We start from the raw sequence: 16,185 nt of genomic DNA, 5'->3' as shown, positions 1-16,185 counted from the left end.
TAGTATAAACTCTAGATATCAGCAACGTCTGAAACAGAGATCAGTCATGCATAAAACACCAGAAAAAATTGCAAAACAAAAAAAGGTATTAGCTAAAGCTGTTTTATCATCTGCAAATCAACTTGGTTTGACACAGGGCCAGCTTGCTATCATTCTCAATTTAGATTCAATAGAAACTTTAAATTCGCTTGAGTTAGATCCTGATTCAAGTCAGGGAGAGCTCGCAATTATTTTAATTCGTATTGCAATATCACTAGATGCTTTAACAGGTGGAGAGGCTAAATGGATGCTGCATTTTATGAAGGCACCAAATAAGTTAACCAAAGGCATTCCAATAGAACAGATTCAGACTACTCAGGGATTAATTACTATATTAAACGTAGTCGAAGGGCTTCGGCTTCAGGGTAAATATTAAGATATACAAGGCCTTATTACACACAAAAAAAGTCATTGTTTGTCTAATAATTTAAATTTAAGGTATAAGAAGTTCCTCTTCTCAAGAGGTATACAACTGCCTCATTATTGATAACTGCCATACATATATGGATTCTATTAACTTAATTCGAGGCTAAATTGAATCTTATAAGTTCAATTTAGCCATTCAAGAATCATTATAAAAGTTTGCTATATAGCGAACATTAACTATTATTAGTTAAAAGTTTGCTATATAGCTAACAAATTTGGGGAGCAAAAAATGGCTACACGAGGTGAAATAGGTAAAAAAATACGTTTGGCCAGAAAAGGATTGGGCCACACACAGAAAAGTCTTGCAGAAAAAACTAAAGTCAATAAAACAACAATTTCAGAGATGGAAAATGGCCGTTTTACAGGTTCATTTGACATATTTGAACGTGTGCTTGATGGTGTTGGTTTACAATTCGAAGTGAATAAAAAAAATTGTAAATTGCCACAGTGGGATGAAATTGAAGAAATATTTTCAGAATATGACAAATAAATAAACAGCTTTTTTACACAAACATTCAAAAGGTGAATTCTCCCCAATCCATTCAAATTAATTTTTTATATGAAAGCTGATTGAAATACACATCTAGATCATAAATCTGATTAGATAAATGCGGATCAAATCGACATCCATTTTTAAGAGAGTTTTAAGGTTAAGAACTTAAATTAATCAAATCTCGTCTTAACTGAATCACTTCTATGTCCCCTGATCGTTCACTCTATAAAGGCACTTCCGGAATACAACGTATTTTCAATGCTACCCGTTATTCCGCGGCCGGTCTTAAAACAGCCTTCCGAACTGAAGCTGCCTTTCGGCAGATCGTGCTAATTAACCTGATTTTGATTCCTCTTAGTTTTTGGATATCCGAGAGTCTAGCTGAGCAAGCACTCATGGTGGCTGTGTGCCTGCTAGCACTGATTGTTGAACTGATTAACTCAGCAATTGAGGCAGTAGTGGATCGTATTTCCATAGAACAGCATGAGTTATCCAAAAATGCTAAGGATATGGGCAGTGCCGCTCAGTTTGTCGCACTCAGTTTAATTACCGTAACTTGGGGCATCATTTTAATCGGTCATTCATTGTGACCTCATTTTTGCTACAACGACAAGAATGGAATATTTAAAATGTTGTCAGAGCGATCTCGTTTTTTACTAAATCAAATATTACTACTGAGTTTCAGTTTTTTGGTTCTTTTGAACTTCTTTGATATTGGAGGAGTGCTTGATTTACAGCTTATCTATCCCTTTATCGATGGTCAGGGACAATTTCCCCTTCGGCAAAATTGGGCGCTGGCAGAACTTAATCATCGTTATGTTAAAGACATGCTGATTCTGGTGTATATCCTATTATTTCTAGGCTGGCAGGTCTCACTAAAATGGCAGAACTGGCATACGCGGCGCTGGGAATTTGGCTATTTCTTTAGCATGGTAGCAGTGACCACAGCCTCGATCGGAATTTTAAAATCCCAGTCAGCCCATGCCTGTCCCTGGAATATGGTTATTCCTACTTATGATGGTATTTTATGGGATTTTAGTGCTACTGCTGGCCACTGTTTTCCTGGAGGGCATGCCTCTAGCGGTTTTTCCTTAATGGCTGGCTATTTTGTTTATCGCATGTCTAACCCCAAGCGGGCTTATTTCTTTCTGATCGCTGCGGTAATTTTAGGGTTAGCCATGGGCTGGGCACAAATGATGCGTGGAGCGCATTTCCTGAGTCATAACCTTTGGACTGGCTGGATTATCTGGTGTCTGAATGTTATCGGCTATGCGCTATTTAGTCACAAATTAGAGATAGAAAAAACTGTTCCTTAGCGCGTTTAATCAAGCAGCCTCAACGCCCAAATAGCCCTAAGCCTATCCCCTTAGGCTTTGGCTAAAGGAAACTTGACCTGTACACAAAGGCCACCCAGATTGAGACTTCGGGAAAATTCTAGTGTTCCACCCAAGCGTTCGGTGGCTTTATCTACAATGGACAAACCCAAACCACTGCCAATTTCTGCATAATTATGTATCCGGTAGAAGCGTTGCCGAATCTGATTGAATTGAGCAGTATCAATCCCGGTTCCGCTATCTTCGATCTGTAAAACTGCCTGCTGGCCTTGCTGGAAAATCGATACGTTAATTACGCCATCCTTCGGACTATATTTAATCGCATTATCGATCAGGTTATAAATAATTGAATGCAAGGCCGAAGCTTGGCCGTGAATCAACAGTTCCTGTTGCTGCTCCACCCCTAAATCAATTTCTTTCTGTAGTGCCAGTTGGATCAATTGCTCAATGCAGGCGACTGTCATTTGATTCAGAGACAGGGATTGTACAGGCTCAGTTAAACCATCTGTGACTTCCTGTTTGGCCAGACTTAATAGCTGATTTACCAGATGTTGCATCCTCAAGACGCCCTGACTCAAGTTGTGCAAGGCATCACTTTGTGGAAATTGCTGTAATAATATCTGCAACTGTAAATTCAAAGCTGTCAGTGGTGTACGTAGTTCATGTGCAGAGTCTGCTACAAATTGGCGCTGCTCTTGTTGTGATAGGGAAATACGGCCAAACAGGTAATTCATTTCCTGAATGGTCGGTTCCAGCTCCAAGGGATAATCTTTCATTGCGATCGGCTTTAATTCTTGAGCCTTACGGCTGGCCAATTCTGTTTTAAAATCATTAAGAGGCTGAAAATTTCTCCGAATTACCCAGCTTAAACCGAATATAGCAAAAGGAAGAAATAGTACATAAGGGAGAAACATGTTCGCTGCGAGTTCCAATGCTAATTCTTGCCGGACATTTTTTTGCTGGCTCACTTGGATCTGCAATTGGTCTCCAGGAATAATATAAGTTAGCCAAGTCCCGTAAGGGGTCTGATGCGTATAGAATCCTGCTTTCTTGACCGATGCAACCAAAACATCCTGTGGATGTAATGTAGTATGTGTATAAGACCAGATATCTACAAATAAATCTTCCTCACTATACTGTTTTTCTAAATCGATCTTGCTTTGTAGCGGTTCTGGACGATTTTCTGCAATGCGCTCTGCGAGACTTTGCATCTGTTTGTCCAAGACTTCATTAATTTCTTCAAGTGCAATCCGGTATGCTGCAAAGATTAGTACACAGCCCAATACCACGCTAAACAATGAAATATAAATAATTAGACGTTTTTGTAAGGAATAACGTTTTGGCTTCATGCTCTATCCTAAGCGATATCCTAGACCACGGATCGTCCGTATAAAGTCTTTTCCTAATTTGGCGCGCAGATGATGAATATAGACTTCCACAGTATTACTACTTACATCACTATCGAAATCATAAAGTTTGTCTTCTAAATCGTTTTTAGAAAAAATTTTGCTAGGATGCATGAGGAGTGCAGTGAGAATAGACCATTCCCGATTAGACAACTCGATCGGTTCACCATTAAAGCATACGATGTGCTGTTCCAGGTCCAGTTCCAGCCCACTGTGTGATAATTTCTTATTCATATCTGTCACAGTATTTTTTAAGCCGGCACGTCGGATTAAGGCATGAATACGGGCCAGCAGTTCGTCAAACTCATAGGGTTTAATCAAGTAGTCATCAGCTCCCTGATTCAGCCCATCTACCCGGTTTTGTAATTGATCCCGGGCAGAGATAATCAATACCGGTAAATTCGGAAACTTCTGCCGGATATTTTTTAGCACCAACATGCCATCCATCATTGGCAAACCTAAATCGAGCAGCACAATATCGTAGACCTGCTGCTGTAATTGTTTTAAACCCTCAATCCCATTATTGACCCAGTACACCTCAAACTGATGCAGTTTAAGCAATGTTTCAGTCGACTCGGCAATCATAAAGTCATCTTCAATAATCAGTATTTTATGCATTTCAAGCTCTGTTTTTTAATGATGATGAGCATTGTGCAAGCATATCATTTTTAGCTTCAATCACTTGCGTTTTTATATCCAGCATACTTAATAAGCTGGGGAAAAGATGATCGTGACTGCGTGCCTGTCCGGTCTGTGTTTTTAAACAGTTTAGCTGCAGGGCATTATACTGTTGCCAGGTATCAGAAAACCACATCAGCATTGGGATATGGGTTTGCTGCGTGGGCGCCATGCTATAAGGAGCACCATGCAGGTATAAACCGTGCTCTCCGGTAGATTCTCCATGATCAGACAGATACCAGAAACCGGTTTGATATTGAGTCTGTTGCTTTAAAGTTTCAATGATCTCGGCAAGAACATGGTCTGTATATACAATCGAATTATCATAGCTATTCTTTAATTCTTCTGTACTGCAGCCCTGAATGGCATTGGTATTACAGGTCGGTTGAAATGGCTGATATGGTGCTTTGGAGCGCTTGAAATATGCGGGGCCATGACTGCCCATCTGATGCAGTACAATTAACTGCGGTTTCGAGTTGTTTTTATCCAGATGCGCCAGATAATCTTTCAGGCTATCCACCAGGATTTCATCAAAACATTCACCACCAGCATCACACCATCTCTGTTTCAGTTGGGCTGGAATCTGGTATTTTTGTACGCGGTCACAGGCACCTTTACAGCCCGAATTATTATCAATCCAGGTCACCTGATAACCGGCCCGCTGAGCAATATCCAGCAAACCTTCTCGGTGGCTAGCCAACTGTTCATTATAGTTTTGACGTGTCATCCCTGAAAACATACACGGTACTGAAACAGCTGTGGCAGTTCCGCAAGAACTGACTTGATTGAAATTAATTATCGGTAACTTGCTCAGTTCAGGATTGGTATTGCGTGCATAACCATTTAAAGCAAAACTCTCGGCACGTGCAGTCTCCCCAACCACCAGCACCATCAATTTGGGTTGTTTCTGTATTTGAGCCTGCTGCAGCAGATGGGCATCTTCACCATAAGGAATCAAAGGCAAATTGGCTTTAGGTGCTTTCTTTTTATAGTAGGATACGGTGGATGCAATACTATTTTGCGGGGAAATCATGCCCTTCAGATCGCGGTGCTCGCGGAAGATGGCTGCATAATCGACATAAAAACAGAATAACAGTCCTAGAATCAATACGGCCGAAAGCAGACTGCTCAGGCTTTTATGCAACAATTGACGCCCGAAAGATGCAGGCTGAATGTTCAGCATCCAGACGATACACAAAGGAAAAATCACAAAGACCAGCGTCCAGATCACCAGCCGTATTGACCAGAGATCACGGACTTCCCGGGCATCGGTCTGCAGCATATTCTGGATCTGGTCCGGCGTAATAACAACCCCCAGACTATTGACAAAATAAGCACTAAAACCGCCCAGAATGATCAGCACACTGGCCAGTATCTTGGCATTCCATTTCCAGTTCAGCCACTGCAAGACCAGATTGTACAAGCCGATAACTACCAGGACTGTAGCCGCCAATAATGCGTCTGCCTTGAGGTTGGTATAAGGCGTCAGTTGATGGATTTTCTGATAGAAAGCAAAGTTTAAGACCAGTCCCAGCCAAATGGCGAGTAACAGGTTGAAGCGTGCAAGGCTGATGGGTTTGATCTGGCGTAGACCGGGAAAAGAAGGCAGCTTAAGCATTTTTTTTAGTTCAAAGACTTTAATATGCTTTAGCCTAAAATTTGAATCTTAAAAATGACTTAAAATAATCTGAGAGCTACAAAAACTTATACATATTTTGATTTCAAATCAAATCTGATAAAACCAAAAATGCAGCCCAAGCACGTTGGGGAAAATCCGCAAGTAATGCTCAAGCAAATCATGAGCACAGCCCGAGTATTACTCAAGTCATGCTTGAACCAGGCCCTGGACTGCCACCATTCTCCTAGACAAATTTCGTCTATTCTTTTTGCATAGGAGAGAACATTATGAGTGGACAACGATATACGCCAGCATTTAAATTAAATTTATAAATCAATATGATAAAATCTATTTTTTTGACTATCGTTTTAATAAATATTCAATTTTTTGAAAAATTCAATTCTGACAATCAATCCTCCAACTGCATTTGCACGTTGTAAAGTAATCTTGCCTAAATGAGAGTCAATAATCTGCTTCACAATAGATAATCCCAGACCACTTCCTACTACAGAACTGGCTTGATTTATTCTATAAAAACGCTGAAATATAAATGGGATTTGTGCTTCATCTAGACCTATGCCGTTATCTTCAACCTGTATAAAACTACCATTTCCAATACTTCCACAACTGACTTTAATAATGGGTTTATGTATTGAACTACGATAAAGAATGGCATTTTCGAGTATATTTCTCAACATAATTTCCAACTGATCTGACTGCCCCCAAACGCACACTGAGGTGAGATGCAATTGTAAGTCTACACCTGCTTTTCTGAACTGAATACCCATCATTTCAACTGTACCTTTAACAATATCTACCAAATCAATATTGCTTTTGTTTTGTGTGGCATTCGGTTCAAGCCTCGCTAATGTAAGCAACTGAGTAATCATTCTTGATGCTTTGTCTACTCCTGTAATAATGTCCTGTGCAGCTTCCTTAGACTCCTCATTGGAACGTGCATTTTGAAGTACTTGGGCATGTAAGCGTATAGCAGCTAATGGTGTACGGAGTTCATGAGCGGCATTTGAGGTAAAACGTTTTTCACGTTGCATACTTTCAGCAATCTCACTAAGTAAGGTATTTAAAGAGCTCACTAAAGGTTCTATTTCTTTCGGTACAACTGGCTTAATTGGATTTAAATGTTCAATGGATTGTTTTTCTAAGTTTTGACTAATGCTATATACAGCCAATAAATGACGACGGATCGTGCAAATAATCAACCATAATAATAATGGCAAAAATATGATTGAAACCAAAATCAAAAACAGCAACATATCTTGCTGAATATCTTTTCGAATTGTCCAAACCTGCGCAATTTGTACCTGTATTGTATGCGTACTATCCCAAACAGAATAACTACGATAAGTATTATTATTCAGTTTAATCCAACCAAAATTATCTTGCTGAACAAATGGCTGTGTTTCCACACCAATAGAACGATAAATTAATTGTCCATCACGATGCCAAATTTGAAATACAATTTGGTCATAATGCTCACCCTTAGCTTTTTCAATCACTGTATGCTGCGGTACTTTTCCATCTAGGGTACTTAGAGTCGTAGACAATAAAGCATGAGCAGTTTCTGCCAATGACTTATCAAAAATATTATTGGCAGTGTTTTGCATTCCCCAATAAATACTTCCTAAACTACCCAACCAAACGCTAGTGGTAATTGCCAGTAAAATTATAGATAAGCGCTGGGTTAATGAATAGCTGCGAATTGGATCAGCCATTTAATGCTGTTCATCCATGATATATCCAAAACCTTGTACTGTACGGATAATATTTTTACCTAATTTCCGACGCAAGTTATGAATATAGACTTGTACAACATTACTACTCACATCAACGTCATAAGCATAAAATGAATTTTCTATATTTTCACGCGAAATTACACGACCACGATTGAGAGTAAATAACTCCAATAAATGAAACTCTTTATGTGTCAACTCAATTTCGACTTGATTTAACAGTACTTGTTTACTCGCTTTGTTAATACTAATATTTCCAACCTGAATTAGGTCCCCTACCTCTCCTGAAATTCGGCGTAATACAGCATGAATCCTTGCTACGACCTCATGTAAATCATAAGGTTTAACAACAAAATCATCAGCTCCTGCCTCTAGACCTGTAATACGATCATCAACTTGATCTTGAGCAGTCAGAATAATAATTCCAACTTGATTCTTTTTGCGACGTAGTGATTTTAAAATTTCAATCCCATTTCGATCAGGCAAACCTAAGTCTAGTAGAATAAAGTGATAATGATAACTCACTAAAAAATGGTACGCTTGCTCTGCTGTGCTCGCAATGTCAACTACAAAGCCCATTTGATCTAGACCACGTGCAGTTGCTTTTGCCAACAAGCAATCATCTTCTACCAATAGAACTCTCATAACACCTTTTTCTCTTGCTTACCAAACTACAGCGCAAATTTATAATCCCTACTATGCTCGTAAATATTACTGTTAAATTCTATCCATCTCATGTAAAGGCCACAATTGATGAGAATCAAGTAATAAGGAACTCATACTTTCTGCATAATCTACTTTAGCTTGATCGACTCGGCTACGTGCTTCAATCAATTGCTGCGAATGCAACAAAAGCTCATTGAGATTCAACTCACCTAATTTATACGCTTTTTGCATCAAGTGATGTTGTTGTTGCAACAGTTGTAAGTTTTCTTGCGCCTTCGTATTCCGTACAGTCGCTGACTCCATTTGAATCACCCACCCCTGTATTTCTTGACGCAGACGTTTTTCTACACGCAATACCTCCAAATCCGCTTTTTTTGCTTCTGCCGCTGCCATTCCTGAAGCAATACCGACTTGTCGCGCAGTCAAAGGAATTGAAACACTAACCCCTAATAAATTCTCCTCTCCCGATTGCTCCCTACTGTAACCAAAACCAATCGTAGGATCTGGCAGTCTATTAAGCTGCTCTCTTTTTAATACTGCGTATTGCTGTGTAGCTTGCATCCTTACGAGTGCTAACTCATGATTAACTGACAAAATTTTCTGTACCCACTCTGCTTGACTATACTGTATAGGGCTAGGCTGTATAACATCGCTGCTCCACTGTTCAGGGATCTTTCCTCTATAATCGCGGGCCAACAATTGCTGAGCTTGAATATATGCAGCTTTAGCTTGCATATATTGTTCCTCAAGTTGTTGGTACTCATTCTTCAAGAGCATTAGCTCAAGTCGTGGTGCATCTCCTGCTCGAATACGTTGTTCAGTCACTTGGATAAATTGCTGAATTTGATCCAGCTGTTCTTGCAGTCGCTTCAAATGCAATGTGCTTCGCATATAAGCAAACCAACTATTTAACAACATTTTAGATGCTTGATGTTGAGCATTCTCATACTTCAGTTCTGCAATACTTGAAATACGTTGTGCTAGATCTTGATCTAGCCGGTATTTATTAGGCAAACGTATTTGTTTTTCTATCCCCAAACTAGGTTCATAACTATTGGCTTGTTTTCGCTCTAGTTGTGTATCCGTCTTACGTACTTGCATACCGGCTGTAACAGTCCACGGATTTTGCCCTACTTTTAATCCTTGTCGGGCAAAGTCTGCATAATCTTGCTCTGATATTGCAGCACGCACATTCGGATGTTCTACTAGACTCTGTTGTACTGCTTCAAGTGGTGGCAAAGCAGCTTCAAGTTGAGGTTTTGCAATTGCTGTCGAAGCCACTGTAAAACAATAGCCCAACCCAAACAGATACCAAATTTGGCCTAGAAGTGTTGATTTAAATTTGATATTTAATGTCATTAGTCAAGTGCTCCTTGGCTCATATAACCAGAAATTAATGTAGGTATGACCCAATAAAAACAATCACTTGATTTAAATTTTTGCTGAATATGCGCCAAAACCAATGATACAGATTCGTGTTGTACAATCAGCAATATAAGATTCCGTTCAGTTGCTCCGCGAATTTTTTCCTGAACATTACGATAATGTTGGCGATTACCAAACCCTTGTGCGTTGACACAAGTACACCCTGAAATCAACTCAGGAATTAACCACAAATGCTCCATAAGTTCTTCAGCAATATCAGAGGACACGTTAATAGAGAGTTGGCATATTTCAGACATGATGATCTCGCGCTAAACCAAATTTTTTAAACAAGTTAGGAAGTAAAATCAGAGTCAGCAAAGTACAAGAAATAAGCCCTCCAATCACAACTATCGCCAATGGACGTTGAATCTCGGCACCAGGGCCAGTAGTAAATAACAATGGGATCAAACCTAAAGCTGCAATACTCGCGGTCATCATGACTGGACGTAAACGGCGCATAGCACCTTCACGAACAACTTCCTCAATTGCAACACCACGAGAAATCAGTTGATTAAAATAACTAATCATCACTAAACCATTCAGTACAGCAATCCCCATCAAGGCAATAAAACCAACTGATGCAGGAACAGATAAATACTCACCTGTTAATGCTAATGCAAATACTCCACCGACTAACGCAAAGGGAATATTGACGAAAACCAATACGGCTTGACGCACCGAACCCAAAGTCGTAAATAGTAAAAAGAAGATCATTGTTAATGCAGCAGGTACAACAAGCATTAAGCGAGCAGCCGCACGTTGTTGGTTTTCAAATTGCCCCCCCCATTTGAGTGAGTAGCCGGTTGGTAACTTGACTTTCTCTGCAACCAATTGTTTTGCTTCATCTACAAAACTAACTAAATCACGATCACGTACGTTGGCACGTACCACTGACATTCGTGATGCATTTTCACGATCAATTTTTACGACACCCTCAGTCTTAACCACTTCTGCTAAAGATAACAATGGCACTGCAGCTGCATTCTCAATTGGCAAGGCAATATTGGAAAATTCAAAACTCGACTCTCCCAAACGTGGATCCCCTTTCATCATTAATGGAACAGGGCGCCCCTGTTCAATAATGGAACCTATTTCTTTGCCTTCCACGAGCATCTTGAGTTGGGCTTGAACATTTTGACTGTCCAATTGATTTCGTATAGCCATATCACGATGGATTCGCAGCTCTTGATACTGTACTCCCGAATTTTCGAGTGTCATGACATCTTCATTGCCTTCAATGCCTTGTAGAACTATTGCAATTTGCTTTGATAAATCATTAAGCTGGTCTAAATCACTTCCAAAAATTTTGACAGCCAAATCTCCTCGTACTCCAGACAACATTTCTGAAGTGCGCATCTCTATGGGTTGACTAAATGTTAAGTTCACGCCAGGAACATCTTGAAGTACAAGACGAATTTTTTCTAAAATTTGCTCTTTATTTTTGACTTGCCATTGCGTTTGTGGTTTTAGCACAATGAAACTATCTGTTTCATTTAACCCCATAGGGTCTAATCCCAATTCATCAGAACCTGTACGTGCCACAATTCTTTCAACTTCAGGCACTTGTTCCAAAATACGTTTTTGAATATCCAGATCTAATGCAATTGAGTTTTGTAAGCTAATCGAAGGGATTTTTTCTAACTGTAAAATAGTATCTCCCTCATCCATGGTTGGCATAAATGACTTTCCAATGAATGGGAAAATCAATGCAGCCAGAAGTAAGGTACCACCTGCTAAGACATAAATCTGTTTAGGATGGGCTAAACTCAGATTCAAAAGTTTTCGGTAACCAGTTTCTAATTTAGCTACTAAAAAGGGTGTGTGATGTGCTTTCGGTTTTAGAAAGAATGAACACAGTACAGGAATCACTGTCAAAGAAAAAATTAGTGAACTTGATAAAGCAAATACAATTGTTAAAGCCACAGGTGAAAAGAGCTTCCCTTCCAATCCTTCAAGCGTGACCAATGGAATAAACACTAACATAATAATGATCATGCCTGCTGTGACTGGTACTGCAACCTCAGACACTGCGCGGTAAATCATATTTAATGGCGGTAAAAAAGAACGTTGCGGTGACTCTTTTGCTTCAGCAAGTTGCATTTCAATATTTTCAACCACTACAACTGCAGCATCCACTAATAAACCAATCGCAATCGTCAAACCACCTAAAGACATTAAATTGGCACTTAAACCAAAATGGTGCATCATCAAAAAAGTACTTAGTGCAGATAATGGTAAAACTGCCGCAACCACTAAAGCAGACCTTAGGTTTCCTAAGAACAATAAAAGTAAAATCAAGACTAAGACAATAGCTTCTAATAACGTTTTACTTACGGTATGAATGGCTCGGTTTACCAACTCACCACGATCATAAAATGGTTCAATCGTTGTACCCTGTGGCAGAGTTTTTTCAATGTCGGACAAATGCTCACGAACATGTTGAACGACTTGACGTGCATTCGCACCTTTTAAAGTTAATACAATACCTTGGACAGCCTCACCTTGGCCATTTTCAGTCACTGCACCATAGCGTGTGAGTGCTCCAGTATGTACCTGTGCAACATCTTTAACCCGCACCAATGTTCCTTGATGGCTAGAAACAATAATATCGCCTAACTCTTCAAGGTTTCTGACGCGGCTATCGCTTCGGATCAGTAATGACTCTCCATTTTCATTAAGCCGCCCAGCACCATCACTGGCATTATTTAGCTCGATTGCCTGTTGTAGCTGTGTTAAAGATAAGCCTCGTGCCGCCAGGGCCTCTAAATTAGGGGTCACTTCAAATGTACGAACAAGTCCCCCCAAAGCGTTAACATCGGCGACCCCTTCAATTTTACGAAGTTGTGGACGAACCACCCGATCAAGTAGAGTTCGTTTTTCCATATCACTGAGTGGCCCATGTAAGGTAAACATAAAAGATTCACCTAATGGGGTCGTCATGGGTGCAATTCCACCTGACGTACTACTTGGTAATGCAGACATCACATTACTTAAACGTTCATTCACCTGTTGTCTAGCCCAATAAGGGTCAGTGCCTTCAGCAAAGTCTAATGTGATAATCGCAATCGCGTATTTAGATTGCGAACGCATTACTGTCTGATGAGATATTCCCAACATTTCTTGTTCAATGGGTACAACAATACGGCTTTCCACCTCTTCGGGCGTCATGCCGGGCGATTTCATCACAATTTGTACTTGCGTACTTGACACATCAGGAAAAGCATCAATTGGTAGTTTCGTAAAAGCAATGTAGCCTGCCACACTGATCGCCAATGTGAGCAATAATATTAAAATGCGCTGACTAAGTGAAAAGGCGATAAGACGTTTTAACATATGTCTCACCTCAACGTTCTGTAGTGCTAATAGGTGCTTGCTCTGCACCAAAGCCAGACCACACCGCCTTGAGACGCTCTACACCACTGATAGCAAGTTGCATTTTGGGTTTTAATTTTTCAGCTGTAATATAACTTTGCTGCTGATCAGCTGATAGAACTTCAACCGTTACAGCTTCAAACCCCTTCTGATTTTTAACAAAAATAATGTGTTTACCATCTTGTGAGGTTATGGCAGTACTTGGTACTGGCCATGCTGCAATTACTGTTGGCTGCTTACTTTGAACATGAACTTTGACAAATTGTTGCACCCGCAAACAATTATGTTTGGTATCCATTTGTACGATGATATTTTGAGTTTGTGTATTCCCTACAAGTGCTGGAGCGATATTTTGTATATGCCCTGTAATATCACAACCTTCAACCTGAACAACATCCCCAATATGCACATATTTACTGTCAGCTAAATTAGCTTGTAATAACAATTGTAACGGTGAATCAGCGTTTACAAGTTGACCTAATACTGTACCAGCCTCAACATACTGACCTGTAGAAACCTGTAAGTTTTCTATATAACCACTTGTTGGGCTTTTAACATAGACAATGGAATTTAGACTATTTACCTGCCCTCCTCCCATAAATTGCAGCATTCGCTGTTTTGCACCTAAGTCAATATTAAGACGCTGTACTTGATTCTGTGCCTCTTGCACACGCTTCTCGGCAATAATGCCTTCAGCATATAAGCTACGTTCACGTGTTAAATTTTGCTGGGCTAATTGTTGTTGAGCACGAAGCTGCAATATTTCATTTTGAATCTGAATTAAATCTGGACTATGTACAGCAAGTACATGATGATTCCGGGTAACTTCTGCCAAGGGTTGTACCAAAACTTGCTGCACCATTCCTGAAACAGGACTAGTCAGTACAACTTTGCTTTCTGGTGACCACTGTACTTGCCCTTGTAAAATAATTTGTTTTTGTATGTTAGTAGAAGAAGCACCTAATGTGTGTAATTTGATCCCAACTTGCTCAATTTGTTTTGAAGAAATTAAGATTTGTTGCTCTGAGACTTCAGGACTCCTCTCAGCCTCTGAAACCTGTCTCTCTACTTTAGCCTCTATATTTTTATTCGAGAGCAGCTTACTTCCCCACCATAGCCCAAGGCTAATCAAGATCAAGACGCTCATTAGATATAATAGTTTTTTAAAATTTAGTACATCTACTCGCTGATCCACTCGTTTCATCCTTCAAGAGATTTTCTCTACAAAGCTAAGATTAAGTTCTTAAGATCAGATTAAGTTTATAAACCTATTTCAGACTGCATAGGCCCAAGTGAACCGTATTGGGTTTGTGGGAGACTTTTATTTAACTGATGTTACGTAGTAAGTGCATTTTGAGCATCTTCGCTACTACATGTTGTAGTCGATTTATAAATTATTAATAATCATTATATTAAACTATATATTGTTATTATTTCTCACGAAAATCAGCATCAAAACATAGGTGACTTTTATAAACTAAAATGTCTAAAATGAAGTGACCAAAACCACATTAAATGATCTAAATTGATCAAAATTTTACTCCACCAAAAACTATATACCAGTAATCAAATCATATACTTATAATTAAGGTCATTTAATGGAATAAATCTCGGTGACCTTGCCAAGGTTGGGGTCGCGAGTTCGAGTCTCGTTTCCCGCTCCAGATTTAAAAAGCCCTGATCGAAAGATTGGGGCTTTTTTGTTGTTGATTTTATATTAAAAAACTTTCAGCAGAGTTTGACAAACTCACACTTATCCTTAAGGATAATCTAAAAAATCATGAGTATAACAAAATGAAAAATAGTGCTGTGGCGCCAGTCTATCAGGCTGATATTTTAGGTGAGGGTTATGAGCAGACCACTTTCAACTTTCCTGAAGATTATGAAGGCCCGGTCATTGCCACGCTGGTGCGTAAAAAAGCAGCCCAAACCACCTCTAAGGCCGTGCTTTATATCCACGGTTTTATTGATTACTTTTTTCAAACTGAAATGGCGGAACGCTTTAATCAGCAAGGCTTTGATTTTTATGCTCTGGATTTAAGAAAATATGGACGCTCCCATTTATGTCACCAGAAGCTCTACAATGTCTACAGTCTCTCTGAATATGATGCTGAAATTAATCAGGCACTCGAGCTGATTGGCCAAGAAGGCCATGACCAGATACTTCTATGCGGGCATTCAACCGGTGGATTAATTACTACCCTTTATACCGCCCGGCATCCCGATCATCCTCTAATCAAGGGACTCTGGCTCAACAGTCCATTTTATGACTTCAACATGCGCTATCTAGAGAAAAAGATTTTATTGCCTCAACTGAGCCGTTTAGGAAAACGCTTTCCAGACCTGCAGTTTCCAAGCCGTCTCAATCGCTGGTATGTACCCAGCTTGCATATCAGTTATCAAGGAGAATGGAATTTCAATCTGGAATGGAAAAAACCAAGCTACCCCTTGGTACGTTTAAGTTTTGTGCATGCCATTTATGAGGCTCAGAAACACCTTCATCAGGGAGTTCATCTTACAGTGCCTACTTTAATCCTGCATGCCCATCAAACCCGCTATCCTTTACGCTTTAATTACGCTGCTCAAAGCAGTGACGTAATTCTTCAGGTGCAAGATATAATTGATCATGCTCAAAAGCTACAGGGCGATGTACAGCTGTGTTCCATTCAAAATGCTGTCCATGATCTGGTACTTTCAGAAAAACCGGCCAGAGAGCAGGTGTATCAGCAACTGTTTCAATGGCTGGAACAAAAATCTCTTTTGGTCTGACCAGAATAGGTCAGACCATTCCTAACAGCAGGTCAGGCTGTCTGGTTTTATGACCACTTTTAAAGGTTGTTCTCAATCACCCTAAAACAGTAACACTGCGAAAATTCTATAAAAACCAATTTATTTTTAACAGCTGGCATTTTATCCAGATTTTTTATTTTTTCTTGCTTTGTGACTGTACAAAAATACAGCACAAAGCTGGGCTTTA

General features: G+C 39.7%; 14 protein-coding genes. 5 read left to right on the top strand and 9 right to left on the bottom strand.

Translation table 11 applies throughout. The features are described from left to right. Positions 1-46 precede the first annotated feature (46 nt). The 4 genes from E2K74_RS08825 (at position 47) to E2K74_RS08810 (ending at position 2,274) form a co-directional block, all read left to right on the top strand. Positions 47-415: an antitoxin Xre/MbcA/ParS toxin-binding domain-containing protein gene (locus tag E2K74_RS08825; protein WP_151203567.1), complete on the top strand. Its 369-nt coding sequence runs from the start codon at positions 47-49 to the stop codon at positions 413-415. 279 nt (positions 416-694) lie between these two features. Continuing rightward, positions 695-955, top strand: coding sequence for a helix-turn-helix domain-containing protein (locus E2K74_RS08820; RefSeq protein WP_016658942.1), 261 nt, complete (start codon positions 695-697; stop codon positions 953-955). Between the two features lie 206 nt (positions 956-1,161). Continuing rightward, positions 1,162-1,548 carry a diacylglycerol kinase gene (locus E2K74_RS08815; RefSeq protein ID WP_151203565.1) on the top strand — a complete coding sequence of 129 codons (387 nt, stop codon included), beginning with the start codon at positions 1,162-1,164 and terminating at the stop codon, positions 1,546-1,548. Between the two features lie 39 nt (positions 1,549-1,587). Beyond that, positions 1,588-2,274, top strand: a complete 687-nt coding sequence (locus E2K74_RS08810; RefSeq protein WP_151203563.1) for a phosphatase PAP2 family protein — start codon at positions 1,588-1,590, stop codon at positions 2,272-2,274. A gap of 50 nt (positions 2,275-2,324) precedes the next feature. On the opposite strand, the gene E2K74_RS08805 is transcribed toward E2K74_RS08810, so the two are convergent. The 9 genes from E2K74_RS08805 to E2K74_RS08760 all read right to left on the bottom strand — a co-directional run bounded on the left by E2K74_RS08805 (position 2,325) and on the right by E2K74_RS08760 (position 14,403). Beyond that, positions 2,325-3,641, bottom strand: a complete 1,317-nt coding sequence (locus tag E2K74_RS08805; protein ID WP_151203561.1) for an ATP-binding protein — start codon at positions 3,639-3,641, stop codon at positions 2,325-2,327. Positions 3,642-3,644: 3 nt separating this feature from the next. After that, a complete protein-coding gene (locus E2K74_RS08800) occupies positions 3,645-4,316 on the bottom strand; it encodes a response regulator transcription factor (protein WP_151203559.1) in 672 nt (223 codons plus the stop codon). Position 4,317: 1 nt separating this feature from the next. Next, entirely contained in the window at positions 4,318-5,994 is a 1,677-nt protein-coding gene (locus E2K74_RS08795; RefSeq protein ID WP_151203557.1) for a phosphoethanolamine transferase, read from the bottom strand. Between the two features lie 368 nt (positions 5,995-6,362). Beyond that, on the bottom strand, positions 6,363-7,727 hold the full coding sequence (locus E2K74_RS08785; RefSeq protein ID WP_004974307.1) for an ATP-binding protein: 1,365 nt from the start codon (positions 7,725-7,727) through the stop codon (positions 6,363-6,365). Next, the gene (locus E2K74_RS08780) at positions 7,728-8,378 is read right to left on the bottom strand and encodes a response regulator (protein WP_264765936.1); all 651 of its coding nucleotides are present in this window, start codon (positions 8,376-8,378) and stop codon (positions 7,728-7,730) included. Between the two features lie 84 nt (positions 8,379-8,462). Next, positions 8,463-9,770, bottom strand: a complete 1,308-nt coding sequence (locus E2K74_RS08775; protein ID WP_004974304.1) for a TolC family protein — start codon at positions 9,768-9,770, stop codon at positions 8,463-8,465. Next, complete coding sequence (locus E2K74_RS08770) at positions 9,770-10,093, bottom strand: DUF3240 family protein (RefSeq protein WP_004974301.1); 324 nt, start codon at positions 10,091-10,093, stop codon at positions 9,770-9,772. The genes E2K74_RS08775 and E2K74_RS08770 overlap by 1 nt, the downstream gene beginning before the upstream one ends. Continuing rightward, positions 10,086-13,169, bottom strand: a complete 3,084-nt coding sequence (locus E2K74_RS08765) for an efflux RND transporter permease subunit (protein WP_004974298.1) — start codon at positions 13,167-13,169, stop codon at positions 10,086-10,088. Before E2K74_RS08765 ends, E2K74_RS08770 begins: the two co-directional genes overlap by 8 nt. A 10-nt stretch (positions 13,170-13,179) precedes the next feature. Beyond that, positions 13,180-14,403: an efflux RND transporter periplasmic adaptor subunit gene (locus E2K74_RS08760; protein ID WP_151203552.1), complete on the bottom strand. Its 1,224-nt coding sequence runs from the start codon at positions 14,401-14,403 to the stop codon at positions 13,180-13,182. 599 nt (positions 14,404-15,002) lie between these two features. Here E2K74_RS08760 and E2K74_RS08755 point away from each other — a divergent pair. Further along, entirely contained in the window at positions 15,003-15,977 is a 975-nt protein-coding gene (locus E2K74_RS08755; protein ID WP_151207227.1) for an alpha/beta hydrolase, read from the top strand. Positions 15,978-16,185 lie beyond the last annotated feature (208 nt).

It is taken from the genome of Acinetobacter sp. RF15B, from assembly GCF_007558235.1.
In the GTDB taxonomy this organism is placed as follows: domain Bacteria; phylum Pseudomonadota; class Gammaproteobacteria; order Pseudomonadales; family Moraxellaceae; genus Acinetobacter; species Acinetobacter lwoffii_C.
This window is presented reverse-complemented; position numbering and strand designations above follow the sequence as displayed.